The organism is Roseicyclus mahoneyensis (genome assembly GCF_003148775.1).
Taxonomy (GTDB): domain Bacteria; phylum Pseudomonadota; class Alphaproteobacteria; order Rhodobacterales; family Rhodobacteraceae; genus Roseicyclus; species Roseicyclus mahoneyensis.
On sequence record NZ_QGGW01000007.1, the window covers coordinates 192,007 to 217,247 of the forward strand.

Sequence of the window (25,241 nt, forward strand, 5' to 3'; positions counted from 1 at the left end):
ACCAAGGCGGCTGTAGAGAGTATTGAGCCAGTGCTGGACTGGATGGTTAGCGCTGCGCGACAACGGAGGTGTTGGATGGACCTGAACCTGCTGCCGCTCTTGCTCGCCGTCGCGGAGGAGCGGAACTTCCGCGCCGCCGCCGACCGGCTTGGCGTCACGCGGTCCGCTGTCAGCCAGGGGATACGCCGGCTCGAGGATACGGTTGGGGTGCAGCTGGTGATGCGGACGACCCGCGCCGTTCGCCTGACCGAGGCAGGGGAGCGTTTGGTCGAGAGCCTACGCGCGCCCATGGGGGCGGTTCACGACGCGCTGGAGGTGAACAGCGATGCCCCGAGCGGTCGGCTGCGGCTTGCGGTCACCTCCATCGCCGAGGAGTTCCTGTCCGGCCCCCTGCTGGCCCGTTTTGCAGAGGCGTATCCCAAGATCATTGTCGATGTGACGGTGACCGATGAAGAGCTGGATATCGTCGAGCATGGCTATGATGCAGGTGTTCGCCTGGGCGAAGTGATCGAGCAGGATATGATCGCCGTGCCCGTCAGCGGTCCGCAAAGGGAGGTCGCGGCGGCCTCCCCCGGCTATGTTGCGAAACATGGAGCGCCGGAGCATCCGGGCGATCTTCTGCATCATCGCTGCATCGGCTGGCGGCCCGGTCCCAACACGGCGCCCTGGCGATGGGAATTCGAGCGAGATGGCCAGCCCTTCGACGTGATGGTCGATCCGCAGCTCACGACCAATGACCTCCGGCTGATGCTGCGGGTTGCGCTGGCGGGGGGCGGCATCACCTTTGCCCCGCGGGATTGCATGAGGGAGCATTTCGACAGCGGCGCGCTTGTGCCGCTGCTGACGGACTACCTTCCGCCCTTCGCGGGGTTCTACCTGTATTTCCCGCAGCGCAAGCACATGGCGCCCAAACTGCGGGCGCTGGTCGATCACGTACGCCGCTGGCGGCTTGCGGATTGAGCGGCGCGGAGACTCTCGGCGCTTGCAGGCGCGGACAGGTCGGCGTAGCCGCCTGACGCTCGCTGTGTCTGGCCGGAACGCCCGCAGTCGAACAGACGCCGCTTCAGGCGTCACATCCAAATGTCCCGCACCCGATCCGCAAAGCTCCGGAAGGGGGTTGGGGGCTGCCCGCTCAGGTGTTCGACGTGATCCGTTGTGCGAGCTTCCGCGCCCGACCTGATGGCACTGTCCAGGTTCGTCAGAGCCTCGGCATAGTCCAGCGGGAGGCCCTGTGCCAAAAAGCGGGCCGTCAATTCGGCAGGCTCTAGCGGGATGTGCCGGACCGTCTGGCCGGTCACCGCAGAGAGGATCGCCGCAGTGTCGTCGTAGCCGAGGGATTCCGGTCCTGTCAGGACGAAATCACGGTTGAGGGGCGTTTGGGTCGTCAGGGCCGCAACGGCAGTGGCGGCGATGTCTTCGGCATCGATGAAGCCGACGCGGCCGGTGCCCGTGGCGCTGTAGAGGGCGCCTTCCTCCCGGATCGTCGATGCGTGTGGCCCTTCCGAGAAATTTTGCATGAACCACGAGGGGCGGAGGACCGTCCAATCGTTGGAATTGGTCGCCAACCAGGCGTGAACCTCCCCCATCATGGGGCCACCGGGGTGCAAAAGCGACGAACTGAGCAACACGAAACGCCGCACGCCCCGCGTCATCGCCGACTCGAGCATGGGTTGCATCACCGCCAGATGATCGGTCCGGTCGGTGGGGGCCACAACGTAAGCCGCCTTGCAGCCGTCGAAGGCCGTAGCGGTGGTGAGGTCCGACCAATCGAACCGCTTGTCCTGTGCGGAAGCGGGCGCACGGGTGCCGATGACCGTCTCGATCCCTGCCGCTGACAGCCGCGCCGCAATGCGACGGCCCGTCTTGCCCTTGCCCCCGATGACGAGAATTTTCCCGATCATGCCGGCACCTCTTCCGCATAAGCAGCGGCGGCCGCTTCTCGTCCGCCGAGTGCCGTCAGGACCACCGTTGGGTTCCAGTAATCGCGGTATCGCATGATGCGCCCGTCGCGCAGGGTCACGACCGAAATGTAGTCCTGATCGTAGGGGGCACCGGTCCGGACGCCTTTCCCGGTGCAGGAAAACTCAAAAATGATCGTGTCGCCCGCGGCGTGAACGGTGCCCAGAACCATAGGGCCGAAATCGATCAGCGGGCCAAGCTTCTGCAGATGGGCGTCCAGCGCCCCGACCCCGTCGAGGCGTTTGGGAAGGCCCTCCGGCGCATAGGGGAATTCGAAGACGACATCCTCGTCAAACATGCCCAGCAGGCTGTCCGAAGGCGCGAGCTTTTCGCCAAGCGCGGCACGAAGCAGGTCGGAAAAACTGTCGAACTTGTGGTCCATGGCGGAACCTCATATGGATGGAACGTTAGCGTATCGACCATATGGGGAGAATTTCGTTGGAACGCAACCGTTCCGTTGAAAAGAGCCGCCGGAAACCCTCCGGCGCGGCCGTGATGAGCGCCGACCTTACCATCGCGCTCTACCGCGCGTTCTTCGAGGAATGGGCCGAGCGCGGACTGGCCGCAGTCAGCCTGGAACGGGTTGCGGCGAAAGCCGGTGCCGGTAAGGCCGCGATCTATCGGCGGTTTTCGTCGCGCCAGGAGTTTGCGGCGGCGGCCCTGTCGGAGCTTGGCCTGACCCTTGCCATGCCCGAGGATCACGGCAGCCTGAACGCCGATGTTCTGGCCTTTCTGATCCGCCTACGGGCCGTGCTGCGCCACCCGGTGATCCGGCGCATCCTGCCCGATCTGCATGCCGAGGCGGCGCGATCCGCCGAGATGCGGGCCCTGAATGCGCAAGTGGCCGAAGCGCGGCGGGGACAGGGGCAGGTCATTCTCGACCGTGCGATTGCGCGGGGTGAACTGGACGGGGCCGTGGATCGCGACCTTGCGCTCGATCTGCTTCCGGCGCCGCTCTACTGGCGCATGGTGGTCTTGGGCCAGACGCCAACGCGCCGCCAGCTTGCGGTGGAAGCGGCCGCGATCACGGCCGGTTTGCAGGCCCTTGGCGACGGCCGTTGACGCTGGGTGAGGTCTCGGGGCAGCGCGCCCTGAAAGGCAGTAGTGCCGCAGCAAAAACCAGATTTTTATCCTGAAGATCCCGGCTGGACCTTACTGGGGGCATCCGAAGGGCACGAATGTGCTGGCCATGCCTTCGTTCATCGTCATCAACGTCAGGATGTCGACAAGCCGATATTCCTGCGCCGAGGTGGGACAGATCCGAAGGTATTCGGTGCAGCCGCCCGCGACGAAGGCCTCGTTCTGCGCAAGAAACGCGGCGCTCAGACCTTTGGCATCGACCTTTCCGACCGCATCGTCGAAGGCGCGGTCATAGAAGGCGCATTTCTGTTCTGTCCAGGTCATCCCCTCGAGATCAGCCCCCTGGGCGAGACCTTGGACCGGCAGCAGGGCAGCTGCGGCACAGGGAAGTAGCATGCGCCTAGTCATGGCTTGTCGCCTCCATCGGTTCTTGGATGTTGTCCGTCGCGATGCGGGCAAGCTCTGCGAAATAGCGATCCTGTGCGCCCGGGGCGCGTGGTGAACGCCCGAAATAAACGGCCATAAGCAGTGGTGTGCGATCCGGTGGAAAGATCGCGGCAAGTGCAGAGGTTTCGCCGTAAGCCCCCTGACCCGTCACGTCGGCCACAATCCACCCCTCGGGCGACCCCGCCCGCAGCCTGGACGCGCCGGTGGTGTTGGAGGTCTTCCAGTCCAGAAGTCGCGCCTTGCCATCTGCGGTCAGGCCATCGCCCAAAAGAAGCCGCTCGAGGTTCCGGAGCATCTGGCAGGGCGTCGTCGTGCCCCGGATGCTGCCTGGCGTGGCATCGTCGCCTTGCGCTGCGGTTGCGGCGACCTCAGTCTCCACATCGCCGATGTCCCGCAGGAAACTGGTGAGCCCATCCGATCCGCCGACGACACCCAGCACAAGGCTGGCCGCCGTGCTGTCGCCGCGGGTCATCATCGCGGCACAAAGGGCGTCCACGGTCATCTTCTGTCCGATCAGCCCTTCCGCTGCGGGAACGTCTCGGTCCAGAACATCGCGACCTTCGGCGACACGGCGAAGGACTGCGGCGGCCAGCAAGAGGCTGACCGTCCCGTCGAGGTTAATCCGCGCCGTGTCGTTCCATTGGACGCTGCGGGCGCTTGCCGTATCCAGAAGGGCGACGGAAATGTCGGTTCCCGCCGATATCTCGATCAGCTCGAGGGAAAAGTTCGGGATGATCCCGTCGTCGTAAGTGCGGGGATACAGGTCCCGAACCGCGTGACCCGATGGTTGTGCAGCAGCGCCCCGCGACAGGGCCGCGGCCATCAGGGCCAGAAAGATCCGTCTTTTCATATCCCTTCACCTCGGCGTTCGATGCTTGGTCACGATGCGCGCCCCAAGCGTCGTTTCCTTGCGTACGGGGCGGCCTTACCGGCTCGTCACGACCTGCATGACGGCGTCGGAGAGGGCGATCACGGCGGCGTTGCGGGTGTCGAAGTCGGCCTGCGCGTCCGAGAGGAAGATCGCGATGAAATAGGGCGCCCGATCCGGCGGTGTGACCATCGCCACGATGTTGCGGTTGAAATTGCCGCTGCCCGACCTGTCGGCGACATGCCAGCCCTCGGGCGTGCTCGCGCGGATCAGGGCGCCCGTGACGCCGCCTGCGCTCATCCAGTCGACCAGTTGCGCGCGCGATTGCGGGGACAGGGCGTCGCCCGCGAGCAAGACTTCCATGGTCGAGGCCATCGCCGCGGGCGTGGTCGTGTCGCGCGGATCGTCCGGGGCGAAGGTGTTCACCTCGGGCTCGCGGCGGTCCAGCCGGCTTACCGGATCGCCGATCTCGCGCAGGAAGGCGGTGACGCTCTGCGTGCCGCCGATCCGGTCGATCAGGAGGTTTGTCGCCGTATTGTCGCTCATGTCGAGCGCGGCGTGACACAGGGCGCCCACGCTCATCGTGTTTCCGACCATCGTTTCGGTGACAGGCGCATAGTCGAGGATATCCGCTGTCTCGATCGCGATCCGTTCCTCAAGGTCTATGTCGCCTGCGTCGACGCGATGCAGGACGGCGCCGCACAGCATCGTCTTGAACGTGCTGGTCATCAGGAAACGTTCGTCGGCCCGGTAGGTGGCGGACCAATCCGACCCGCTGTCGCGGATCAGAAGCCCAACGCGCGCATCGAGGTCCTGTTCGATGCGGTCGATGGTTGCGGCAAGGGTCTGCTCGGGGTCCTGCGCAAAGGCAGGGGTGCCAGCCAGCAATCCGAGGGCAAGGCCGGCGGCCAGCAGGAGCAGCTTGGCGGAATGGGTCAACATGGGGTCATCCTTGTCGGCATCGATGGCGCACGGCTCCGCTCCGCCGCCTGCACGAGGCGGGGAATGACGCGCGGCCATGATGGGTTGGAACATGCAAGACATCAGGTGATGTCACGCCGCACCCCTTAGCCTGCCGCTTTACGGCCATCAAACGACAAAGTATCACCATCAACATTAGCTGGAGTAATGCCTATGGATCGCCCGGACCTTCCCCTGAATGGGTTGCGCGTGTTCGAAGCGGCCTACCGGCAAGGCAGTTTCACGCGTGCCGCCATAGAGTTGCGCGTGACCCAGGCCGCGGTCAGCCATCAGATTGCGCGGCTTGAAGATCGGCTGGGCGTCGCGCTGTTCGTGCGTGCCTCCGGCGGATTGGTGCCGACGGATGAGGGGAGGGCGCTTTACCCAGTCCTCGAACATGGCTTCGACGCCATGGCGCGGACCCTCGACCGGATCACGGGGCATCGCAATATCGAGACGTTGAAGATCGGTGTCGTCACGACCTTTGCCGTCGCCTGGCTCTTGCCGCGCTTGCCCGCGTTCCGGCGGGACCATCCGTCGATCGACCTGCGCATCTCGACCAACAACAACCGCGTCGAGATCCTGCGCGAAGGGCTCGACATGGCGATCCGCTACGGTGCCGGTTCCTGGCCCGGGCTTGAGTCCGAGGTGCTGCTCGAGGCTCCGCTGGCACCGCTGTGTGCGCCGGAGGTTGCCGAATATCTGACGAAGCCCGAAAACCTCGGCCGTGAGGTCCTGCTGCGGAGCTATCGCAGCGATGAATGGCCTCGCTGGTTCGCAGAGGCGGGCGTACCCTGTCCACCGCTGACCGGTCCGATCTTCGACTCGTCGCTGGCCATGGCCGAGATCGCGGCGGAGGGCGGGGGCGTGGCGCTGCTTCCCGTCGACATGTTCACGCGCCACACCGCGGATGGGCGGCTGGTTCAGCCGTTTTCGACGGTGGTGACGGTTGGCAGCTACGCCCTCACATGGCCCGCGGACCGGCCGCCCACACCCGCGATGGTGGACTTCCGAAGATGGTTGCGGGCGGCATCAACAGGGCTGACGGCCAGCAGCGCTGGCTAGCGGCTGTATCGGTCAGGACGTCGGGCCGCCCGGTCTGACGGTCGCGCACCACACACTCATGTCCATGCCTTGGCTGTGCATCTTGTCGGGGCATCACAGGCGGAAAGGCTGGCTGTCCTCTTGCATCGTCTGTCACTAAGTGACATCTAACATGTGTGTCACTTAGTGACTCGATTGGTTGATGGGTCGATATCCCCCAAGAACCTGACGAACAGGACCCAGCACTGGTATCACCGTGCGTGAACGGAGGTCACAGAGTGTCAGACGGATCGAGACTGGAGGATGCGCGGCTCGACGTCTCCCGACATGCCGCAAGGCTGTTCTGGGAGAAGGGCTTCGATGCGACCAGCGGTGACGACATAGCCGCCGCGGCGGGCCTTTCGACGCGAACGGTCTGGCGATACTTCCGGTCCAAGGAAGCCTGCGTCGAGCCGGTGCTGAAAGTCAGCGAGCTGCGCTTTGCCGCTCTGCTTGGGCGATGGCCGAAGACGGATAGCATCGACGAGTTCCTGGCCCGGTCCATGACGGCCTTCGCTCTTGACGATGCCTTTATCCGGGACGGCATCGCCGCCGTCCGGATCCTAGCAGTTCTGGATCGCGAACCAGCCCTGCGCTCGGCCTGGCTCATGGCGTGCCACGCCGCCGAGATGGAGCTGCGCGGCGTCGTCGCCGACCGTGCGGCGCGGAGTGCGGAGGATCTTGAGGTCAAGCTCTGCGCAGCTGCAATCACGGCGGCCATGCGCCTCGTCGACGAAGAGATCAGCGCGGCCGTCATCAACGACGGCGTGAAGGTGAGTTCGGAGGAGGCGACCGCCCGCATCGTCGCGGCGATCCGGACGGCTGCGACACTCCCGATCTGCGACGCCGTCGCCTGACAGCGGCGGCCGACCCGGGACAGCGCTGGATGGCGCGCCCGAAAAAGAAGGAAACAACACCATGGCAGGACGAAAAAGCCGGCTCACCGGGCGCATATCCATCCGCCCATCGCGCCGAAAGATGACCGAACGACAGGGCCCGCTCTCGATGGCGATGCACCTTTCCGGCGCTGCCGCAACAGCGCTGCTCATGTCGATCGCCCCGGCAGTGGCACAGGAGACCCCGCCGATGACCTACCCGGAAACACGTCAGACCGATATCGAGGAGACGCATTTCGGCGTCACGGTCGCCGACCCGTTCCGCTGGCTGGAGAACGACCCGCGCCAGGACGCCGAGGTTGCGGAATGGATCGAGGCGCAGAATGCGGTTTCGGCGCCTTACCTCGAGGGTCTGGCTGGCCGGGATGTCTTCCAGCGCCGCCTGACGGCGATGTTCGACCACGAAACCCTGACCCCACCGTTCGAGCGCGGCGGTCTCTACTTCTTCACCCGCAGCGGCGGTCTCGACAACCAGGCGCAGCTTCTGGTGCGGGAAGGGGCAGATGGCGCGAACCGTGTCCTGATCGACCCGAACACCTGGTCGGAGGATGGCACTGTCGCCCTGGCCGAATGGGCCGTCTCTGGCGATGGCGCCTTCGTGGCCTTTGCCGTGCAGGACGGCGGGTCGGACTGGCGCACCATCCGGGTGATCGACGTGGCCACCGGCGAGATGCGGGAGGACAGCGTCGAATGGGCACGGTTCACCACAATCGCGTGGCATCCCGATGGTTCGGGCTTCTACTATTCCCGGTTCCCCGAGCCCGAAACGGGTGCCGCCTTCAGCGCCAGTGTCGAAGGCCACGCTGTCTATTTGCATCGACTGGGCACGAACCAGTCGGAAGATCGGCTGATCCATGCGCCGACGCCGGGTCAAGCGCTGTTGCACAATGTCGAGGTCACGCCGGATGGCCGCTATCTGATCGTCTATACCTCCGCGCTGACGGGGGGTGTTGCGGTCACGGTGACGGATCTGAGGGCAGCCGATCCCGCGCCAAGCGCCATCGTGGAAAGCCATGATGATCGATGGATCTTGTTGGGCAACGTCGGCACGCAGCTTGTCTTTGCGACGCAGATGGATGCTCCACGGGGTCGGGTCGTGACGATAGACTTGGCGGAGCAGGAGCCGGAGTTTTCCGAACTGATCCCGGAACGGCCCGATGCCGTTCTCCGCGAAGGCGGGTCTTTGTTGGTGGGCAACCGGATCCTGTTGTCCTACACCGTGGATGTCCAGTCGCATGCCGAGCTCTACCGGCTGGATGGAACCTTAGACGGCCCTGTCGCTTTGCCGGGGCCGGGCAGCACCGGGATCGTCCGCGGCCGCCCCGGCGAGAACGAGGCCTTTTTCGCCTTCACCAGCTATGACGCGCCGCTGACTGTGCTGCGCCTCGACGTCGCCGCACATGACACGACTGTCTGGGCGGATCCCGAGATCGCGGTCGATCTCGACACGATCCGTGTCGAGCCACATTTCTACATGTCCGAGGATGGCACGCGCGTGCCCTTGTTCGTCGTCCGGCGCACGGATGTCGACGGCCCGGCACCGACGATGCTCAATGCCTATGGCGGTTTCGGGATCAGCATGGTGCCGCATTTCTCGCCCGCCGCACTGGCCTGGGTCGAGCAGGGCGGCGTCTATGCCGTGGCGAACATTCGGGGCGGTGGCGAATACGGCCAAGCTTGGCACCGTGCCGGCAGACGCGCCAACAAGCAAAACGTCTTCGACGACTTTAATGCTGCCGGTGAATATCTGATCGAGCAAGGCATCACGCCCTCCGACGGGCTCGCGATCCACGGGGAGTCCAACGGCGGACTGTTGATCGGGGCCGTCGTCAACCAAAGGCCGGACCTGTTCGCGGCAGCCTTGCCGGGGGTAGGGGTGCTCGACATGCTGCGGTTCGACCGCTTTACCGGCGGCGCGACCTGGGTCCAGGAATTCGGCAGCCCCTCCGTTGAGGAAGAGTTTCACACGCTGCTGTCCTATTCGCCCTTGCACAGGATCCAGGACGGGGTGCGATACCCGGCTGTCCTCGTCACCACGGCGGATACCGACAACAGGGTCGTGCCGGCCCATTCGTTCAAATACGCGGCTGCATTGCAGGCGGCGGACATCGGGAACCGCCCGCATCTCTTGCGCGTAGAAGCCCGCGCCGGTCACGGGGCAGGCAAGCCGACCGCGATGGTCATCGACGAGTTCTCCGACATGTGGGCCTTTGCCGCCCATTGGACCGGGCTCGAGGTGACGGAAACCGAATGAGACGATCGGACCGGAAGGATGCCGCTGGCCGGGGCGGCGGAACATTTTGATTGACGTATAGGATCGATCGGACTTTCCCGAAGGATCACCAGGTCGACCAAGAGAAGAGGAGTGAGCCCGATATGGAAAGATCGGAAGAGATTATGCGCATGAATGGCGTAAGGCTCGCCGAGCGCGTCGTTCCGGTGCCGAAATCCATCAGCCATTCCGCACAATTGATGCTGCATGGATCGGTCAGCAAGGACGGGATCCCGATCAACGCTTCTTACGAGATGCCGATGCCGGACGATCATGATGCTTGGCGCCGCCTGAGGTCGGCGACAGACGCACATTACGCATCCATGCTGAAGGCACACCGCTCCGACGTTGCCGCACGGGCGACGGCCGCTCAGATCGGGTCCGCCACGGTTCATATTGCGACCCCCTCCGACCTGCGAAACAGCGAAATCGTCTATATCGACTTGCACGGTGGAGCCTTTGTGTTCGGTGGTGGGAACGCATGCCGGGAAAATGCGCGCAGTATTGCCGACCTTCACGGCATAAGGTGCTATGGGATCGACTACCGGATGCCCCCCGATCACCCCTTTCCGGCAGCGCTGGACGATTGTCTGAGTGTCTATCGGTACGCCGTTCAGAAATACGGTGCTGATCACGTCATCATTGGCGGTCGGTCTGCTGGTGGCAACCTTGCCCTCGCAACCGCGTTGCGCGCGCAGGACGAAGGCCTGACGCTGCCCGCCTGCCTCATCCTGCTCTCGCCCGAAATCGACCTGACGGAATCGGGCGACAGTTTTTCTGCGAACAGGACGCTGGATGTAAACCTACCGAACCCGCTGATATCAGCGAACCAGCTTTACGCGAATGGCGCGGACCTTGCGCATCCGTACCTGTCGCCTCTGTTTGGAACCTTCACTGCGACGTTTCCGCCGACCTTCATCCAGAGCGGCACCCGGGATCTGTTCTTGTCGAATGCTGTTCGCCTGCATCGGAAACTGTGCAAGGCGGCAGTTGTCACGGAATTGCATGTCTTCGAGGCAATGCCGCATGGCGGGTTCGGCGGAACGGAGGAGGATGAAGAAATCGCACAGGAAGTTGGCCGGTTCCTGCGAGCCAATGTTCGCGGCATGCCGGACAGTTCAGTTCGGTGATGCGGATATGGAACCGATACGTCCGGCGGAGGGTCGTGGGATCACGCACAGCACACGTACCCGGCGAAGCGAGCGACTGGTTTTCGCCAATTACCGATGAGAGGACACCACAATGACCGAGATCCATCCAGCCCATGGTTCCGAGGATGAAGTACGAGGACGCATCTTGGCGCTTCTCGATCACCATTCCAAGGCGGCCGGGAAATCATTCAGGTCTGAGATGGTGTTCCTCGAGGCGCGTGAAGGCGATCTTTACCTCGGTGGTCTTGCCGCCCGGTTTTCGCTGGATCTGAAATGGGTGTTCGTCGAGCTGTTGGCGGTGGCCGAGGAGGGGCGCGGCAAGGGGATCGGCGGCCAGCTGATGGCGCGCCTCGAGGAGGAAGCACGCTTGAGGGGGATGGGCGGGATATGGCTCGACACATTCTCGTTTCAGGCGCCCGGGTTCTACAGGCGTCTGGGCTACAGCGAATTTGGTCGGATCGACGATTATCCGGAGACCGAGGCGAGACTGTTTTTCGTCAAGCGGCTCTGAGGTTTCGTGGATCGGTTCTTGATACGTGGTGGGCGGACGCACCCGCGGAATTCTCTCCAAGTGTCATGGTGGGACGAATGAAAGAGAAAACGCGCCGGAAAGGCGAAAGCTGGCTCCTGGAACCGGACGATGATCTATGCCTACCTCGGGTTCCTGCCGACCGTGAATACCATCGCGCCTATGTCGGCGAAGACCGGAAGATTGTCCGAGGCGTCGCCGCGATTGTCCTGCTCTTTGCAGGTCTCATTGTCTTTGCGCAATTGTGCCTCGCTGTGGCCGCGACGATCGACACCCGGCTTCTTGGGCGGACAGGCTTCACGCCTTTGACGCACGCGGCAGGTGTCTTTTCCCTCGTTCTGCTCATTCCCTACAGCATGCTGCTGCAGCGCTGGCTTTATGGCCTTCCCGCCCGCTCCCTGCATTCGGTTGCCGGACGCTTCCGGTTCGGTGTGTTTGGCCGTGCATTGCTGGCCTTCGGCCCCTTCGTCCTCATCGTCATGTCGGTCGGATTTCTTCTGACGCCCGGTGACCCGGTCCCATGGAGCACGGCCGATCTGGTCGCGGTCTTCATCATCGGCATGACGCTCACCCCGCTGGCCGCCGCCGGGGAGGAATACGGGTTTCGCGGCCTGATGTTCCGAATTGTTGGCAGCTGGACTCGTGAATCCCTGTCCGGCGCAATGCTCGGTATCGGCGTCACGACCGTCCTCTTCTCGCTTTTTCACGGCACGATCGATCCTTACATCCTCGGCTCGTATCTCGTGCTGTTCGGCGCAATGGGCATCATCACATGGAGGGCCGGGGGGCTTGAGGTCGCCGTCGTGTTGCATGGGGCATACAACGTGAGCGCCCTTGTCCTTGCGACGACGCTCCACCTCGACCTGGGAGGCGACCTGAGCAGCCGTGGCGAGATCGCCGGAACGCCTGCCAACCTTGTGCCGAGCGCCGGGCTTTTGGTCATCACCGCGATTGTCTGGTGGACAACGCGAAAGTCTGGCCCCGCGCGGACGCCGAAGACATCGGGCACATGATTTGTATCAGGTGTTTTTCGATGCATCTGGCGATCAGAGATGTCCAATGATCGAGGCGAACCCGTTTTCGGGGACCCGCATCGTCCTGTCGTCAGATCACACGTCAAGAATGCACTTGCCCGCGCCAAATGACACGCTGGGCTTGGGTCTATTGCTGCTTGATGCCTTCAACGAAGTCCGTAACCGCATCGAGGACAGAGGGCGCAATCGGAATGTTCGGGTCGGCATAGGTCGCGAGGTTCGCCAAGGGGTCTTCAGATGCCACGGTCTTGAGGACGTGATTGACGTCTGGAAGCAAGGCGAGGGTGGCGTCGGGCGCCGCATCCGCCAGCATCCGTGCGTCCGCCACGCTGACTTGCAGGTCGCGCGTGCCTTGAACCACGAGCATGGGACGCTCGACCTGGGCCGCAAGCTCGGTCGGATCGTAGGACATGGCGTCGATCAGGAAGCCCTGAACCTCCTCGCCAAAAAGGGGCCGCAGGGCGGGGCTGATGGTGCCCGCATCGACACGCTCGCCGCGCCGCAGCGTGGCAAGGGCGGCCTCGGCCTCCTGCAGGAAAGGTGCATTCGCGGGGTTGGCGCGCAGCTGTTCGCGGATCACCTCGTCAAGGGGGCGGCCGATGCTGGCGATCAGGATCAACCCGCAAGCTTCGGGCATGCGCGCCATGGCGGCCAAGGCGACCAGTCCGCCCTCGCTGTGGCCAATGGGGATGATGCATCGCGTGCCGTCTTCCGCCGGCAGCCGGTCCCGGATGGCGGCGGTCCAGGTGAGAAGGTCGTCGCCATAGAGCGCGATCGTCACATCGTTCGGGTCCGAGGCGGCACCTGCGGAGCCGAACATGCCGCGCTTGTCGATGCGGACCGAAGGGTAGCCCCGTTCGGCTAGTGCCTCAGCCAGCAGCCTATAGGGCGCGGCCGTGATGCCGAGGGGCGAATTGCCGTCGCGGTCCGTGGGCCCGGAACCGGGCACGATGAGGAATACCGGCACCTCCGGCGGTAGCGCTGCACGCGCGTTCGGCAGGGTCAGTGTCCCCGCGAGCGGACCTGTGGGGCCCGACGCGGTGATGTCTTCCTCGATCAGCATGCTGTCTCCTGTCTCCAGATTACCGCCTGTTTGGGCGCTTGCGAGCGACGTCATGGTGAAGCCAAGGGACATCGCGATCAGATGGGCGATGATGATGCGCTTAGGTTGCATGGGGATGATGCTCCATCGAGTCTTTGGGTGGGAACAGGGCCAAGCGCGCCGCGGTCTGACCACGGGCCCGGATCGCTCAGCTGTGTGCCGCCGCCAGTTCGACGCCCGGCGCGTGCAGGCCTTGGGCCGAAAGCGTGAAGATCTCGAATCCGTCCGCGGTTACGCCGATCGAATGTTCGAACTGGGCCGACAAGGACCTGTCCCGCGTCACGGCGGTCCAGTTGTCGGTGAGCATCTTCACCTCGGGCCGACCGAGGTTGATCATCGGTTCCACGGTAAAGATCATCCCTTCGCGAAGCTCCGGTCCCGTGTTTCGCGTGCCGACATTCAGGATGTTCGGAGAGTCGTGAAAGACCTGCCCGATGCCGTGACCGCAGAAGTCGCGGACGACGGAGCACCGCTGGGACGTAGCATAACTCTGGATGGCATGTCCGATGTCGCCCAGCCGCGCGCCGGGACGGACAGCCCGGATGCCGCGCATCATCGCCTCATGCGCGATGCGGATCAGCCGCGCGGCGGCGATCTTGGGTTTGCCTACGGCGTACATCCGGCTGGCGTCGCCATACCAGCCGTCCAGGACAAGCGTCACATCCACGTTCACGATATCGCCCTCGCGCAGCTTTCGTGAGGTAGGGGCACCATGGCACACCACGTGATTGACCGACGTGCAGCAGGCGTATGCGTAGCCCTTGTAGCCCAAGGTGGCTGGTCTGGCGTCATGTGTTGCGGCGAAGTCGAGCACGAAGGTGTTGATCTCGGACAAGGGCGTGCCGTCCCTCACGAGGGCGGCGATCTCGTCGAGGCATCGGGCGGTCAGGGCCCCCGCGCGGCGCATCCCCGCGAAGGCGTCCGGTCCGTAGAGCTTGATGCGTTCCGTCCTTCGGGCGCTCGGGGCGGGTGGAGCGACAGGGACGTTGATATAGGTGGCCACCTGGTGCCCCTCTCTGGTTGGGATTTCCTCTTGCCGGTGACGCCCGATTGAAGGACGATCACATTGAATATGCGTTTCGTATATGATTCGTATAGCGACGAAAAGGAGAGATCCCGATGGGCATCGTGAAGATCGCCGAGGACCTGCATGAGGAGCTGCGCAAGTCGAGCGCCGTCATGTGCCGCTCGATAAACGCTCAGGCCGAGTTCTGGATGAAGGTCGGTATGCTGGCCGAGGCGAACCCTGGCCTGTCCTTCACCGAACTCATGGCCGAGCAACGCAAGCTTGCCGATGTGAGGGTGCCCGAGATCGACGCCGCCTGAGGGGCCTATTTTTCCGCCATGGTTGCCAGGTCCGAGGCGGCACCGCTCAAGGCCATTCGACCCTTCTCCCACGTGTCTGCGTCGATGCCGAAACGTCTCGACAGCCAGGCGAGCGTCAGACGCCGCGTCGCCTCGAGCGCGTCGGGGCTTTCCGCTTCCGTCTCCTTTGCATCCAGACCGGCGACACCGCCAAGTCCGTGGCCCACGCCTGCGATGGTCAGAAGGGCGTTTGCCCCCGGCGCATCGGTGAAGGCATCGGCATGCCATTCAGGACCGCGCTGCGTGAAATGGGGATTATCATCGGCCCCGCAAACCACGAGGATTGGCGTTCGGATCGCGGTGTAATCCACGTCGAAGAAGGGAAACCGCGCGGCGCTGTCCGGGGTCAGGTCGTCCCCACCGCGACCGGGCGCGGCCAACAGGATACCTGCGCCGATCCGCGGGTCCGAGAAATCCTCCCCCTGCAGCCGCGCGCCAAGCAATAGCGCCGAGGTGTGGCCGCCAAAGGAATGCCCGGCGACCGCGATCCGGTCATGGTCCAGACGGCCCGCCACGGCCGGGGCCTGACGTTCCACCTGCGCAAGCTGGTCGAGGATCGCGCGCATCTCGGCAACCCTCTCGCGCCAGTAGAAGGGTGCCCCCGGCCGATCGGGTCCCAACCCGCCGAGGCGGGAACTCGCGTGGGTCGGCTGGATGACGGCAAGGCCGCGTTCCGCCCAGAACTGGACAAGGGGGGCGTATCCGTCCTTGGAGGGAATGTAGTTTGACGGCCCGTGCCCGTGCGAGAAGAGCACGATGGGCAGGTCACGGCCCGCGACCGGCGCGGTCAGCCGTAGCTCGAGGGCAGGGCGGTCGGGCAAGGGCAACCGGATCGGTGTGTAGGCCACGGTTGGGGCGGGGTCGGGCGTCGGCAGATGCCGGGCGAGGTCGATCAGTCGGTTCATTCCTGAGGTCTCCATGAGGGATCTGGGCAGGGTGCTCCGGTCAAGGTGATGCAACGCGCTCGTCAGGCTGCGGAACGCGCCGTGTCCCGGAACATGGCCTCGGCATCGGCCCCCGCGGGCAGCATCATCGGGGCGTCGGGATCGGTGACGGCGCGCCAGACGGCCTGCGCCACGTTCAGGGCCGAGGTTTTCGCAGTCACGTTCCGCAGCGACTGGACATAGGCTTGGACAAAGGGGCCATAGGCTTCGGGCGTATCCATGCCCATGCGGGCCACGGCGTTCTTGCCGAACGATGTTTCCGGCGCGCTGCCGGGCAGGACGAGGCGGGCGCGCACGCCGAATCCGGCGGCCTCAAGCGCGAAGCTTTCCGTGAAGGCGTTCACCGCCGCCTTGCTGGCGGAATAGATCGACAATGCGGGCAAGGGGCGCAGCGTGACGCTGGAACTGATGTTGACGATCACACCGGCGCGCCGCTGGCGCATCGCCGGCAGCACGGCCCGCGTCATCGACATGGTGCCGAGCACGTTGACGTCGAAAAGCTCGCGCACCTTGTCGATCTCGGCACCTTCGAGGACGTTCAGCATCCCGACACCGGCATTGTTGACGAGGGCGTCGATCGGCCCGGCCTCATGCAGCGCCGCCGCGATGCTCTGCGGCTGAGTGACGTCGAGCGGGAGGATCCGGAGGCGGTCGGAGGCAGGCAAGCCCTCGGTGGCGGGCCTGCGCATTGTCGCGATCACCTCCCAGCCCTCGTCGAGGAAGCGTGCGGCGATGGCTTGTCCGAAGCCCGAGGAACAGCCGGTGATGAGGCTACGGGGCATAGGGTCTCTCGTTGTCTGAATGACCGGGAGATAGACACGGGTGGCCGGACTAAACATATTTTAAGTTCCTAGATGATATATCAAAAGTCCGGAAACATGCCCGACCTTGCACCAGACCCGCTGTCCAGCGTTGTCGCCCTTCTCAAACCCCGCCCGGACATCGCGAAGATGGTCGTGGCCCGGGGGCGCTGGCAGGTCGAACGGAGCGAGGTGGCGAGCCCGTTCTATGCCGCCATCATCGAGGGGCGCGCACGTCTGGTGGTGAAGGGGCAAGAACCGGTGCTGTTGGAAGCGGGGGATTTCGTGATGGTCCCGGCGATGGACAGTTTCACGATGACAAGCGAGGTCCCGCCGCCATCCGGCACGGCGCGGCTGCCGCTGGAGACCGGACCGGGCGTTTTCCGCCTTGGACCGGCTGACGGCCCGGTCGAGATGCGGGCCCTTGTCGGGCACTGCCGGTTCGGCGCACCCGACCGGGCTCTTCTGCTGTCGCTGCTGCCACGGATGATCCATATCTCCGGGCAAGATCGGCTGATGTCCCTCGTCACCATGATCCACGACGAGACAGGTGCAGACCGGCCCGCCCGCTCCATGATCCTCGAACGCTTGCTCGAAGTCCTGATGATCGAGGCGTTGCGCTCAAGCACCGGTCACGCGCTTCCGCCGGGCCTTTTGTGCGGATTGTCGGACCCGAGGCTCGCCGCTGCCCTGCATCGGATTCATGACGCCCCGGACAGCGCCCTGTCCGTGACAGGGCTGGCCCGCGACGCGGGCCTGTCCCGCTCGGCATTTTTCGACCGGTTCCGGTCTGCGCTCGGCTGCACGCCGATGGATTATGCGAGGATGTGGCGCATGGCGGTCGCGCGGGGCCTTCTGATGCGTGGTGGTCTGAGCAATGCCGAGATTGCGCATCGGGTCGGCTATGGCTCGGCCAGCGCCTTCGCCATGGCTTTCGTCCGCCAGGAAGGGATGTCGCCGGGTGTTTTTTCCGACCGCCAAGGCAAGGCGCAACGCGATCAGGATGCCTGATCCGACGCCATCACCACGGGCCGGCCCAGGGAACCCCAAGGGCTGACCGCACGCCCGGCGGGCCGACCACACCCACCTGACCAACCGTTGACGCGAGGTGAGCTTGGCGATGGCTGCCATTTTCCCAACCGCGCCATGTTCCCGCAATCTTCACCGGCATCTTGCGCGGCGACGGCGGTTCGCAGCGATGCGGACAGCCGCCGCAATCAGCCACACAGAACTCCGAAAGGAAACCAAGATGCGAGTTTATCCCTTGTCACACTGCCCTCAAGCGGCACGCTTTTGCTTCATGGCCGTAGCCGCCGCCCTGGTGGCCGGGTGCGTGTCGGAAAACAGCGCTGCCCTCGAAAGGGCCCAACGGCAGAACCTGACCAGCGAGACCGCGCTCAATGCCCAGATCATGTACGATCGGGGGCGCGAGCAGCGCTGCAGCCGCGACCCGAGCCGGTGGGAATGCTGACGCGGTCCGGTTCTTGGACGCAATCCGACAGGTTTGCCGCTCGACCGGCGACGACTGAGCATCCGGATGTCGCCGGGGCCAGCGTCGAGCGCCTCGGACTCACCCGGGACCACATGCGTGGAACGGGCAAGGCCAAATCGAGCCTTGTGGTTTGCCCGTTCCTCAAACCCCACCCAAGTCAACGCGAAAGACGGTGCCGCCCCCGGGCGCATCGCGGATCTCGACCTTGCCACCATGTTGGTCCATGACCTCCCGCACGAGGTTGAGGCCAAGGCCGGTTCCTGTGGCGCGTGGCCGAAGGCGGTGAAAGGGCTCGAACACGCGTTCACGTTCATGGGGCGGGATGCCCGGGCCGTCGTCCTCGACCTCGAAGGCCGTGCCAAGGACACGGACGACAATATTGGTCCCGCCGTGGTCCATCGCGTTTTGAACCAGGTTCATGAGCACCCGCTCCAACGCTGCCGCGTCGCCGGTGCAGGTTTCGCTGTCCACGACGTCAAGCGAGATGGACCCTCCGCTGGCGATGACGAGCGGCGCCAGATCCGCGACAACCCGCCGTCCGACGGCGGCAAGCTCGAAGGCCATTTCCTGGCGGTTGTTTTCGAGGCGGTGCAGGTCGAGCAGTTGTTCGGTCATGGTCGCCAGCCGCTGCACATCGAGCGCCAAGGCCCGGACGGCCCTGCTTTCGGCCGTATCAACCTTGCTCGCCAGAACGGCGATGGGCGTGCGCAGCTCGTGCGAGGCCGAGGCGATGAACCGCCTTTGGCGCTCATATCCGTCGTCAAGGCGGCTGAGGGCGTCGTTCACCGCCCGCACCAGTGGCGCGATCTCTTGCGGGACATAGGTTTCGCTCAGACGGCGCCCGCGGCTGTCCGCGTCGATCTCCTCCGCCTCCCGCGCGATGCGCGACACGCCTGCGAGCGATCGCCTGACGATCCAGGGTGTGACGAGGAGGGAGGTCAGCGTCAGAAGCGCGAAGATCGGAAGGATGATCGTGTTGGTCGCGAACACCACCATGAAGCCCAGTTCCGACAGCGCGCCATGGCCGAGGATGGTCAGGGTGCCGATCTCCGTGGTCTCCCTCCGGATCACGGCTGCCAGCTCGTAGGGCGCGACGCGGCCCCGCAGCTGTGCATAGGACAGGTCGCTCAGGCGGCCCAGCAGCGAGGCGTAGTGTTCGGGAACCGTGCCGAAGACCACCCTTTCCCCTTGGTCGTCCTCGGCCACGAACCAGAGGTCGGGCGCCTCGGTGCGCAGATCGGCCAAGTCCCACGTCATCACCACGGAAAGGCCGCCGGCGGCGTCGCGTTCCACCGCGTCTGCGATGATCGGGATGATCCGTTCATCCGTGTAGGGCCCGCCACTGTCGATGCGGAGTGCGACCGCGATCAGGATCGAGAAGGACACCAGAAGCGTGACGAAATGAAAGACCAGCGGATAGACGATCAGGGGTCGTTTCAGTGACGGCGACCGTGTCATGGGGCTTCGCGCAGCAGGTAGCCGACCCCCCGGATGGGGTGGATCTCGATCCTTGCCCCGGCGGCGGTCAATCTTCGCCGCAGACGGGAGATATGGCTGTCGAGCGTGTTGGACTGGATTTCGTCATCGAAGCCAAACACCGCGTTCTCCAGCGTCTCGCGCTGCACGGTTCGCCCGCGACGCCGGATCAGCGCCGCAAGGACCCGCAGCTCCCGCCGCGGCAGGTCGATCCGCGCGCCATCCACCTCCACGTCCTCGTGCGCGAGGTCGAAAACGAGCGATCCGGCCCGGATCGTCGCGCCGGCCAGTTCGACAGGACGGCGACGGACTGCCCGGATGCGTGCGAGCATCTCGTCGATGGAAAAAGGTTTGGTGAGATAGTCGTCCGCCCCGCAATCAAGCCCCGCGACACGGTCATCTACCCCGTTGCGGGCACTCAGCACGATGACATGGACCCCGGGGCTGCCAGCCCGCAGGGCGGGAAGCAGCGACAGGCCTTCGCCGTCGGGCAAAGACCGGTCGAGCAGGACGAGATCAAACGATCCGAGCCTGCTGGCGTCCCGGGCGGCCTCGACCCCGTCGGCGTGATCCACGACGAACCGTTCCCGTTCGAGGACCTTTCGCAACGAGTCTGCAAGCCGAAGCTCGTCTTCGACCAGAAGGATCCTCATGGCGCTGCCTCAAACTGTTCGGATTTTTTGAGTAGGGGGCATTTCCCCTGCTTTTTCGGGGGCGACCTAGGCCAAGTCGCCCAAGACCTGCAAGCGGCAACCGGCCAAGATCGAAAACACGCGGATTTTCTCCGATGGGTGGTTGCGGAGCTGGCTCTGCGCAGGGGCCGTGGTGCCGTCAGGTGGCTCGGTCAGCTTTCGTGGGCAGATGCGGCGCGCCGCCGCTCGACCTTGAGCAGGAAGATGAGGGATGCCGTCAGCAGGAGCGCCGCGTTGAAGGGGTGAAGGGCAAGGGCGCCCGGGCCGAACGATGCGAGCGCGAGTTGAAGCGCATAGAGAAGCCCGATCACACCGGCCCACCATCCGAAGCCCCGAAGACGCCGCATGGCTAGGGAATAGCCGAGGAGCGTGAAGACCGGGATCGCGATGAGGCCGCCAAGCGCGCCGTGCAGGTCCCAGGGCAGCCCGGCGAAGAGCGACTGTCCGGCGAGAAGGAACTGACAGGCGAGCAGCGCGGGCAGGGCGAACGCCGCGGCGGTGAACGGGGCGGGCGTGCCGAGGTCAAGATCGGCCAGCGTGTCGTGGGTCGCTTTTGTCATGGTTCAGGCCGCCGTCTGATCGAGAATGGTTGTTGCCGCGATGAAGTCCGTCAGGGCGCGGAGGTAGCTCTCTTGGGCCGCAGCCAGTTGCGCCGGCTCCAGCCTGTCGGCCCGGAACACCAGATGCGGCGGATGCCACGGCAGGCCGCAGCGTAGGGCTGTCGCCTTGAGCGGCGCCATGAGTTCCTCCATCGTGAAGTGGTTGGCGCCACCGGGGCCGTAGGCATCAGGTGTATTGCCCGCCGTCGCGGCGATCATGAGCGGCGTTCCGGCCAGCCTGTCACCCTCTGTCGCGGCGTGGATGTAGTACATCCGCGTCAGCACGACATCCTGCCATGCCTTAAGCAGAGCGGGGGTCGAATACCACTGGATCGGAAACTGGAGAACGATCCGGTCGGCTTCCAGAAGCGCGCGCGCCTCGGCTTCGCCATCGGCGTGCATGTCGACACGGCCGCCGGGATATCGGGCGTGCATGTCCACCACTTGCACACCGGCAACTGTCCGGGCGGCGGCTTGCAATGCGGCATTCGTCTTCGATTTCGCGAGGTCGGGGTGAAAGAGCAAGATGAGGGTCTGGGTCATTGGAGCCTCCTTAGGCTTGGAAATGCTCCGAAGATGGTCTCGTCAAAAAATTCTTCCAATGGATATAAAAGATATTATATTATTCTTTGGATGAATTTACGCAGCATCGACATGAACCTTCTCGTCGTCCTCGACGCGCTGCTCGACGAGGCGCATGTCAGCCGTGCCGCGCATCGGCTGAACATGTCTCAGCCGGCCGTCTCGAGCGCCCTGCAGAGGTGTCGGGACCTGTTCGGGGATCCCTTGCTCGAGCGCGGACGCGGCGGCATGACCCGCACGCTGTTGGCCGAGAGGCTGCGCGCGCCGCTCAGGTCGATCCTGTCGGAGGTGGAGGCGCTGCTCGATCGCGGGGACGTGCCGTTGGACCGGATCGAACGCGTTGTGCGCATCACGACAGCGGACGATCCCGCCGCGATGCTGGCCTGCCCCTTGATCGAGGAGATCTCAAGGACTGCACCGGGCATCACCATCGTGTTCAAGCCGTGGCAGGGCCAAGATGCCGTGATACGGGAAATTCTGGACGGGGCGACGGACCTTGCCATCGCTGTCCTGGATCGGGAGATCGAGAACGTCGAGATTCGGAAATTGCTCGACGTCGACTATGTGGTTGCCATGCGCCGGAATCATCCGGCTGCTGCCGACTTCACTCTCGATGCCTGGCTGGCCTGGCCGCATGTCGTCGTGTCCGGTCGCGGCGATCTTCGAACGCCCCTCGATGCGCAATTGGCGGCATCCGGACGACGGCGACGCGTCGGTCTTTCGGTTGCGTCATTCCAGCTTGTGCCGAAGGTTTTGGCCGAGACCGACCTGATCGCCATGCTTCCACAGCACAGCTTGGCGGCCCAGTCCGAATTCGATCTGGTCCTTCACCGACCGCCGGTCCCGGTCGAGGGCTTCCCGTTGCACATGGCCTGGCACGCCCGTCAGACGCGCGACACAGCCGTGCAACATGTGGCAAATGTCATCCGCGCCGTGTTTCAGCGGGCAGGCGGATGATCTTCAGCCAATCGCTAGGCTTGGACCGCTACCGTCACCGATGAGCGGGGTCAGCGCTGGATGGGGCCTGACGAGTGCCGGGGCGGCTGACCATTGAAGCGCTCGGGGAGCTTGCTTCCCTTGAACGCTGCATCGATCCAGTCGATGAACGCGCGCGTCTTGGCCGGGAGAAAGCTGCGAGAGGCGTAGTAGACCGAAATCCCGCCATCATCGGCATACCAGTCCGGCAGAAGGCGGATCAGTCGCCCCTCTTCGAGATCCGACAACACCTCGGCCACGGCCAGAAGGGCTACTCCGAGCCCAAGCTTAGCGGCCTCGCGGATTGCGATGGGCTCGCTCAGGACGATGGTCTCGTTGAGCGCGGGCACCATCTCGCGGCCGGCTGCGTCGCGCAGGGTGAAGTGCCGGATGCGTCCCGTCCGCAGCACGCGCATCGCAATCCCGTCAAGATCGGCAAGTTCCGCCGGATTGGTCGGACTGCGCCTGCCCGTCATGTAGGCAGGCGACGCGACGGCTATGATGTGGAGCGGCGCAAGCGTGCGGGCGACCGTACCCGGCGCACGCTCGATGGCCCCGCCGATGGCGGCATCATAGCCTTCGGCGACCAGATCGACGACGCGGTTTTCGAAATGCCACTCGGCCCGGATCAGCGGATAGCGCGCGAGAAACCCGGGCAGAAGCGGCAGCACATGCGCCGCACCGAAGGAAGGTGGCATGCTGAGCTTGAGCGTGCCTGCTGGCGCCGGTCCATCGGCGCCGACGGTGGCGATGGCGCCCTGCAGTTGGTCAAGCGGGCCGCCGATCGAGGCCAGAAAATTCTCTCCCGCCTCGGTCAGCCGCAACTTGCGGGTCGAGCGGTGGAACAGCCGGACGCCCAGATTACGCTCCAACATGGCGACGCTGCGGCTGACCGCGGCGGGTGTCAGGGCAAGCCTGCGGGCGGCAGCGGAAAAACTGCCCGCCTCGGCGCTGCGCACGAAGGCTTCAAGGTTCGAGAGCGTTTCCATCCCCAGACTTTCAACCATCCATTGAAAGAAAAGCAAGCCGCCTTGGACTAACGCGAATAGCCAACGCCGCAGATATTCCGGTCAATCGCGGCCTGCTGTGCCGCGGGACCGGACCCTGCCCGACAGGGGGGCAGGCGCGCTTTGCCAGTGTTCCACCTGTCGCCTGTCGTCGCGCCGTCCCGTCAAACGCCAATGGAGCAAGATCGTGCCTGACACACCCAAACCGAGCTTTCCGCTCAGCCGCCGCACCGCCCTCATCGCGACCTCGGCGCTCGCGGCCAGCGCCGGCCTTCCACTGAAGACCGCCCATGCCACCGAATTGACCACAACCGACCTTTCCCAAGGAGGAAAATCAATGGGTTATGTGACCACCGACGATCACGTTCAGATCTTCTACAAGGACTGGGGCCCGCGAGACGCCCAGCCCGTCGTCTTCCACCACGGCTGGCCGCTCAGCTCGGACGACTGGGATGCGCAGATGCTCTTCTTCCTCGCCCACGGGTATCGCGTCGTCGCGCATGACCGGCGGGGGCACGGACGCTCCGGTCAGGTGACCGAGGGCCATGATATCGACCACTACGCCGCCGATGCCTTTGCTGTTGCACAGGCGCTGGACCTGACCAACGCCGTCCATATCGGCCATTCCACCGGTGGCGGAGAGGTGGCGCGCTACGTGGCGCGGTATGGTGCCCCGGCGGGGCGGGTCGCGAAGGCCGTTCTGGTCGCCGCCATCCCGCCGCTGATGCTGCGGACCGAGGCCAATCCCGAGGGCACGCCGATGGAGGTCTTCGACGGGTTCCGCGCAGCGCTTTCCGGCAATCGCGCGCAATTCTTCCGCGACGTTCCCGCAGGGCCCTTCTACGGCTTCAACCGGGAAGGCGTTGAGGCGCAGGAGGGCGTGATTCAGAACTGGTGGCGTCAGGGCATGATGGGAAGTGCGAAGGCGCATTACGACGGCATCAAGGCCTTTTCCGAGACCGATCAGACCGAGGATCTGAGGGCGATGACGGTGCCCACCCTCGTGCTGCATGGCGAGGACGATCAGGTGGTGCCGATCGCCGCATCGGCCCTGAGGGCCGTCGATCTTTTGCCCGATGGCACGCTCAAGACCTATCCCGGGTTCTCGCACGGCATGCTGACGGTGAATGCCGATGTGCTGAACGCCGATCTGCTCGCCTTCATCACCGGTTAGGCGACCAACGGCGCGGCGTCGGCGCCGCGCCGTCCCCAACTTTGCCACCGCCAACAATCTTCCTCATCAAGGGATACGATCCATGTCCAAGCGAGAAGCTATCTTCCCCGCAAACCGGCACGCGCTTTACGAGGCGCATGGCTACTCCGCGGCAGTTCGCTCCGGCGATCTCCTCTTCATCTCCGGGCAGGTCGGCAGCCGCACTGACGGCTCTCCAGAGCCTGATTTCGCCAAGCAGGTCGAGTTGGCGTTCCAGAATCTCGACGCCGTGCTCACGGCGGCTGGATCGAGCTTCGACGACATCATCGACGTGACCACCTTCCACACCGACCCCGAAACGCAGTTCGGGACGATCATGCCGGTGAAGGATCGGTATTTTCCGGCGGCGCCACATCCGACATGGACGGCGGTCGGGGTGAACTGGCTTGCCGGTTTTGATTTCGAGATCAAGGTCGTGGCCCGCGTGCCTGAAGCTCATTGAAGCGGAACTGAGCCCCGCATCTTCCTCCAGTTTGAGGTAGAATCCGCTCCAAACGAGGAGACGGACAATGAAGCGATCGAGGTTCAGCGAGGAGCAGATCATCGCGATGCTGAAAGAGCAGGAGGCCGGAATGCTCACGGCTGATGTCTGCCGCAAGCACGGGGTGAGTTCTGCGACGTGAGCTACCCCCCGAAAATTGGACAGTGACGGAAGCTACGATCTGAGGTCTGCTGATCCCCAAGACGAGGAGATCAGAATATGTCGAAACGCAGG

28 protein-coding genes and 1 pseudogene are annotated in these 25,241 nt (G+C 64.5%); 15 read left to right on the forward strand and 14 right to left on the reverse strand.

What is annotated here, in order from left to right; translation table 11 throughout:
- Positions 1–75: 75 nt before the first annotated feature.
- Positions 76–960, forward strand: a complete 885-nt coding sequence (locus C7455_RS14765) for a LysR family transcriptional regulator (protein WP_109669471.1) — start codon at positions 76–78, stop codon at positions 958–960.
- A gap of 110 nt (positions 961–1,070) precedes the next feature.
- Here the strand turns inward: C7455_RS14765 and C7455_RS14770 are convergent, their stop codons facing one another.
- Both C7455_RS14770 and C7455_RS14775 read right to left on the reverse strand, forming a co-directional pair.
- On the reverse strand, positions 1,071–1,901 hold the full coding sequence (locus C7455_RS14770) for an ergot alkaloid biosynthesis protein (RefSeq protein ID WP_109669473.1): 831 nt from the start codon (positions 1,899–1,901) through the stop codon (positions 1,071–1,073).
- A complete protein-coding gene (locus C7455_RS14775; RefSeq protein WP_109669474.1) occupies positions 1,898–2,341 on the reverse strand; it encodes a nuclear transport factor 2 family protein in 444 nt (147 codons plus the stop codon). The genes C7455_RS14770 and C7455_RS14775 overlap by 4 nt, the downstream gene beginning before the upstream one ends.
- Before the next feature lie 113 nt (positions 2,342–2,454).
- On the opposite strand from C7455_RS14775, the gene C7455_RS14780 reads away from it, so the two are divergent.
- Positions 2,455–3,021 (forward strand): TetR-like C-terminal domain-containing protein, encoded by a 567-nt coding sequence (locus C7455_RS14780; protein WP_245904349.1) that lies wholly within the window; start codon positions 2,455–2,457, stop codon positions 3,019–3,021.
- A gap of 90 nt (positions 3,022–3,111) precedes the next feature.
- Here C7455_RS14780 and C7455_RS14785 read toward each other — a convergent pair whose 3' ends face one another.
- The 3 genes from C7455_RS14785 to bla all read right to left on the reverse strand — a co-directional run bounded on the left by C7455_RS14785 (position 3,112) and on the right by bla (position 5,296).
- A complete protein-coding gene (locus tag C7455_RS14785; protein ID WP_109669477.1) occupies positions 3,112–3,435 on the reverse strand; it encodes a hypothetical protein in 324 nt (107 codons plus the stop codon).
- A gap of 4 nt (positions 3,436–3,439) precedes the next feature.
- Positions 3,440–4,336, reverse strand: a complete 897-nt coding sequence (locus C7455_RS14790) for a serine hydrolase (RefSeq protein WP_109669479.1) — start codon at positions 4,334–4,336, stop codon at positions 3,440–3,442.
- Positions 4,337–4,411: 75 nt separating this feature from the next.
- Positions 4,412–5,296 (reverse strand): class A beta-lactamase, encoded by an 885-nt coding sequence (gene bla / locus C7455_RS14795; protein ID WP_109669559.1) that lies wholly within the window; start codon positions 5,294–5,296, stop codon positions 4,412–4,414.
- A gap of 186 nt (positions 5,297–5,482) precedes the next feature.
- Between bla and C7455_RS14800 the strand changes: the two genes are divergently transcribed.
- The 6 genes from C7455_RS14800 to C7455_RS14825 all read left to right on the forward strand — a co-directional run bounded on the left by C7455_RS14800 (position 5,483) and on the right by C7455_RS14825 (position 12,258).
- Positions 5,483–6,379: a LysR family transcriptional regulator gene (locus C7455_RS14800; protein ID WP_109669480.1), complete on the forward strand. Its 897-nt coding sequence runs from the start codon at positions 5,483–5,485 to the stop codon at positions 6,377–6,379.
- 257 nt (positions 6,380–6,636) lie between these two features.
- Entirely contained in the window at positions 6,637–7,254 is a 618-nt protein-coding gene (locus tag C7455_RS14805; protein WP_109669482.1) for a TetR family transcriptional regulator, read from the forward strand.
- A gap of 121 nt (positions 7,255–7,375) precedes the next feature.
- Positions 7,376–9,547, forward strand: coding sequence for a prolyl oligopeptidase family serine peptidase (locus C7455_RS14810; RefSeq protein WP_109669483.1), 2,172 nt, complete (start codon positions 7,376–7,378; stop codon positions 9,545–9,547).
- Positions 9,548–9,669: 122 nt separating this feature from the next.
- Positions 9,670–10,695, forward strand: a complete 1,026-nt coding sequence (locus tag C7455_RS14815; protein ID WP_211315498.1) for an alpha/beta hydrolase — start codon at positions 9,670–9,672, stop codon at positions 10,693–10,695.
- 112 nt (positions 10,696–10,807) lie between these two features.
- A complete protein-coding gene (locus tag C7455_RS14820; RefSeq protein WP_109669485.1) occupies positions 10,808–11,227 on the forward strand; it encodes a GNAT family N-acetyltransferase in 420 nt (139 codons plus the stop codon).
- Positions 11,228–11,304: 77 nt separating this feature from the next.
- The gene (locus C7455_RS14825) at positions 11,305–12,258 is read left to right on the forward strand and encodes a CPBP family intramembrane glutamic endopeptidase (RefSeq protein WP_109669487.1); all 954 of its coding nucleotides are present in this window, start codon (positions 11,305–11,307) and stop codon (positions 12,256–12,258) included.
- Positions 12,259–12,406: 148 nt separating this feature from the next.
- On the opposite strand, the gene C7455_RS14830 is transcribed toward C7455_RS14825, so the two are convergent.
- Both C7455_RS14830 and map read right to left on the reverse strand, forming a co-directional pair.
- On the reverse strand, positions 12,407–13,453 hold the full coding sequence (locus tag C7455_RS14830) for an alpha/beta hydrolase (RefSeq protein ID WP_245904350.1): 1,047 nt from the start codon (positions 13,451–13,453) through the stop codon (positions 12,407–12,409).
- A 76-nt stretch (positions 13,454–13,529) separates the two neighbouring features.
- Complete coding sequence (gene map, locus C7455_RS14835) at positions 13,530–14,384, reverse strand: type I methionyl aminopeptidase (protein ID WP_211315499.1); 855 nt, start codon at positions 14,382–14,384, stop codon at positions 13,530–13,532.
- A 116-nt stretch (positions 14,385–14,500) separates the two neighbouring features.
- On the opposite strand from map, the gene C7455_RS14840 reads away from it, so the two are divergent.
- Positions 14,501–14,707, forward strand: a complete 207-nt coding sequence (locus tag C7455_RS14840) for a ParD-like family protein (protein WP_109669488.1) — start codon at positions 14,501–14,503, stop codon at positions 14,705–14,707.
- Positions 14,708–14,712: 5 nt separating this feature from the next.
- Here C7455_RS14840 and C7455_RS14845 read toward each other — a convergent pair whose 3' ends face one another.
- Both C7455_RS14845 and C7455_RS14850 read right to left on the reverse strand, forming a co-directional pair.
- Positions 14,713–15,651, reverse strand: coding sequence for an alpha/beta hydrolase family protein (locus C7455_RS14845; protein WP_109669565.1), 939 nt, complete (start codon positions 15,649–15,651; stop codon positions 14,713–14,715).
- Positions 15,652–15,713: 62 nt separating this feature from the next.
- Complete coding sequence (locus C7455_RS14850) at positions 15,714–16,472, reverse strand: SDR family oxidoreductase (protein ID WP_109669490.1); 759 nt, start codon at positions 16,470–16,472, stop codon at positions 15,714–15,716.
- Between the two features lie 96 nt (positions 16,473–16,568).
- Between C7455_RS14850 and C7455_RS14855 the strand changes: the two genes are divergently transcribed.
- Positions 16,569–17,501, forward strand: coding sequence for an AraC family transcriptional regulator (locus tag C7455_RS14855; RefSeq protein WP_109669491.1), 933 nt, complete (start codon positions 16,569–16,571; stop codon positions 17,499–17,501).
- A 289-nt stretch (positions 17,502–17,790) separates the two neighbouring features.
- A complete protein-coding gene (locus tag C7455_RS20175; protein WP_170119097.1) occupies positions 17,791–17,961 on the forward strand; it encodes a hypothetical protein in 171 nt (56 codons plus the stop codon).
- 162 nt (positions 17,962–18,123) lie between these two features.
- On the opposite strand, the gene C7455_RS14860 is transcribed toward C7455_RS20175, so the two are convergent.
- From C7455_RS14860 to C7455_RS14875, 4 genes are all read right to left on the reverse strand, one after another.
- Positions 18,124–19,440: a sensor histidine kinase gene (locus C7455_RS14860; protein WP_109669493.1), complete on the reverse strand. Its 1,317-nt coding sequence runs from the start codon at positions 19,438–19,440 to the stop codon at positions 18,124–18,126.
- Positions 19,437–20,111, reverse strand: coding sequence for a response regulator transcription factor (locus tag C7455_RS14865; RefSeq protein WP_109669494.1), 675 nt, complete (start codon positions 20,109–20,111; stop codon positions 19,437–19,439). Before C7455_RS14865 ends, C7455_RS14860 begins: the two co-directional genes overlap by 4 nt.
- Positions 20,112–20,302: 191 nt before the next feature.
- Entirely contained in the window at positions 20,303–20,710 is a 408-nt protein-coding gene (locus C7455_RS14870) for a DUF6220 domain-containing protein (RefSeq protein WP_109669496.1), read from the reverse strand.
- A 3-nt stretch (positions 20,711–20,713) separates the two neighbouring features.
- Entirely contained in the window at positions 20,714–21,292 is a 579-nt protein-coding gene (locus tag C7455_RS14875; protein WP_109669498.1) for an NAD(P)H-dependent oxidoreductase, read from the reverse strand.
- Positions 21,293–21,403: 111 nt separating this feature from the next.
- Between C7455_RS14875 and C7455_RS14880 the strand changes: the two genes are divergently transcribed.
- Positions 21,404–22,288: a LysR family transcriptional regulator gene (locus tag C7455_RS14880; RefSeq protein WP_245904351.1), complete on the forward strand. Its 885-nt coding sequence runs from the start codon at positions 21,404–21,406 to the stop codon at positions 22,286–22,288.
- Positions 22,289–22,338: 50 nt separating this feature from the next.
- Here C7455_RS14880 and C7455_RS14885 read toward each other — a convergent pair whose 3' ends face one another.
- A complete protein-coding gene (locus tag C7455_RS14885; protein ID WP_245904352.1) occupies positions 22,339–23,313 on the reverse strand; it encodes a LysR family transcriptional regulator in 975 nt (324 codons plus the stop codon).
- Positions 23,314–23,500: 187 nt separating this feature from the next.
- Between C7455_RS14885 and C7455_RS14890 the strand changes: the two genes are divergently transcribed.
- The 3 genes and pseudogenes from C7455_RS14890 to C7455_RS14900 all read left to right on the forward strand — a co-directional run.
- Complete coding sequence (locus tag C7455_RS14890) at positions 23,501–24,487, forward strand: alpha/beta fold hydrolase (RefSeq protein WP_245904353.1); 987 nt, start codon at positions 23,501–23,503, stop codon at positions 24,485–24,487.
- A gap of 82 nt (positions 24,488–24,569) precedes the next feature.
- Positions 24,570–24,968 (forward strand): RidA family protein, encoded by a 399-nt coding sequence (locus tag C7455_RS14895; RefSeq protein ID WP_109669502.1) that lies wholly within the window; start codon positions 24,570–24,572, stop codon positions 24,966–24,968.
- Positions 24,969–25,035: 67 nt separating this feature from the next.
- A pseudogene (locus C7455_RS14900) lies at positions 25,036–25,146 on the forward strand (transposase); the annotation flags it as partial.
- Between the last annotated feature and the right edge of the window lie 95 nt (positions 25,147–25,241).

What these genes read in the sequence shown, in the direction of transcription:
- C7455_RS14765 (WP_109669471.1), top strand. Translation starts at nt 76, where the DNA reads ATGGACCTGAACCTGCTGCCGCTCTTGCTCGCCGTCGCGGAGGAGCGG.
- C7455_RS14770 (WP_109669473.1), bottom strand. Translation starts at nt 1,901, where the DNA reads ATGATCGGGAAAATTCTCGTCATCGGGGGCAAGGGCAAGACGGGCCGT.
- C7455_RS14775 (WP_109669474.1), bottom strand. Translation starts at nt 2,341, where the DNA reads ATGGACCACAAGTTCGACAGTTTTTCCGACCTGCTTCGTGCCGCGCTT.
- C7455_RS14780 (WP_245904349.1), top strand. Translation starts at nt 2,455, where the DNA reads ATGAGCGCCGACCTTACCATCGCGCTCTACCGCGCGTTCTTCGAGGAA.
- C7455_RS14785 (WP_109669477.1), bottom strand. Translation starts at nt 3,435, where the DNA reads ATGCTACTTCCCTGTGCCGCAGCTGCCCTGCTGCCGGTCCAAGGTCTC.
- C7455_RS14790 (WP_109669479.1), bottom strand. Translation starts at nt 4,336, where the DNA reads ATGAAAAGACGGATCTTTCTGGCCCTGATGGCCGCGGCCCTGTCGCGG.
- bla (WP_109669559.1), bottom strand. Translation starts at nt 5,296, where the DNA reads ATGTTGACCCATTCCGCCAAGCTGCTCCTGCTGGCCGCCGGCCTTGCC.
- C7455_RS14800 (WP_109669480.1), top strand. Translation starts at nt 5,483, where the DNA reads ATGCCTATGGATCGCCCGGACCTTCCCCTGAATGGGTTGCGCGTGTTC.
- C7455_RS14810 (WP_109669483.1), top strand. Translation starts at nt 7,376, where the DNA reads ATGACCGAACGACAGGGCCCGCTCTCGATGGCGATGCACCTTTCCGGC.
- C7455_RS14815 (WP_211315498.1), top strand. Translation starts at nt 9,670, where the DNA reads ATGGAAAGATCGGAAGAGATTATGCGCATGAATGGCGTAAGGCTCGCC.
- C7455_RS14820 (WP_109669485.1), top strand. Translation starts at nt 10,808, where the DNA reads ATGACCGAGATCCATCCAGCCCATGGTTCCGAGGATGAAGTACGAGGA.
- C7455_RS14825 (WP_109669487.1), top strand. Translation starts at nt 11,305, where the DNA reads ATGAAAGAGAAAACGCGCCGGAAAGGCGAAAGCTGGCTCCTGGAACCG.
- C7455_RS14830 (WP_245904350.1), bottom strand. Translation starts at nt 13,453, where the DNA reads ATGCAACCTAAGCGCATCATCATCGCCCATCTGATCGCGATGTCCCTT.
- C7455_RS14840 (WP_109669488.1), top strand. Translation starts at nt 14,501, where the DNA reads ATGGGCATCGTGAAGATCGCCGAGGACCTGCATGAGGAGCTGCGCAAG.
- C7455_RS14845 (WP_109669565.1), bottom strand. Translation starts at nt 15,651, where the DNA reads ATGAACCGACTGATCGACCTCGCCCGGCATCTGCCGACGCCCGACCCC.
- C7455_RS14850 (WP_109669490.1), bottom strand. Translation starts at nt 16,472, where the DNA reads ATGCCCCGTAGCCTCATCACCGGCTGTTCCTCGGGCTTCGGACAAGCC.
- C7455_RS14855 (WP_109669491.1), top strand. Translation starts at nt 16,569, where the DNA reads ATGCCCGACCTTGCACCAGACCCGCTGTCCAGCGTTGTCGCCCTTCTC.
- C7455_RS20175 (WP_170119097.1), top strand. Translation starts at nt 17,791, where the DNA reads ATGGCCGTAGCCGCCGCCCTGGTGGCCGGGTGCGTGTCGGAAAACAGC.
- C7455_RS14860 (WP_109669493.1), bottom strand. Translation starts at nt 19,440, where the DNA reads ATGACACGGTCGCCGTCACTGAAACGACCCCTGATCGTCTATCCGCTG.
- C7455_RS14865 (WP_109669494.1), bottom strand. Translation starts at nt 20,111, where the DNA reads ATGAGGATCCTTCTGGTCGAAGACGAGCTTCGGCTTGCAGACTCGTTG.
- C7455_RS14870 (WP_109669496.1), bottom strand. Translation starts at nt 20,710, where the DNA reads ATGACAAAAGCGACCCACGACACGCTGGCCGATCTTGACCTCGGCACG.
- C7455_RS14875 (WP_109669498.1), bottom strand. Translation starts at nt 21,292, where the DNA reads ATGACCCAGACCCTCATCTTGCTCTTTCACCCCGACCTCGCGAAATCG.
- C7455_RS14880 (WP_245904351.1), top strand. Translation starts at nt 21,404, where the DNA reads ATGAACCTTCTCGTCGTCCTCGACGCGCTGCTCGACGAGGCGCATGTC.
- C7455_RS14885 (WP_245904352.1), bottom strand. Translation starts at nt 23,313, where the DNA reads ATGGTTGAAAGTCTGGGGATGGAAACGCTCTCGAACCTTGAAGCCTTC.
- C7455_RS14895 (WP_109669502.1), top strand. Translation starts at nt 24,570, where the DNA reads ATGTCCAAGCGAGAAGCTATCTTCCCCGCAAACCGGCACGCGCTTTAC.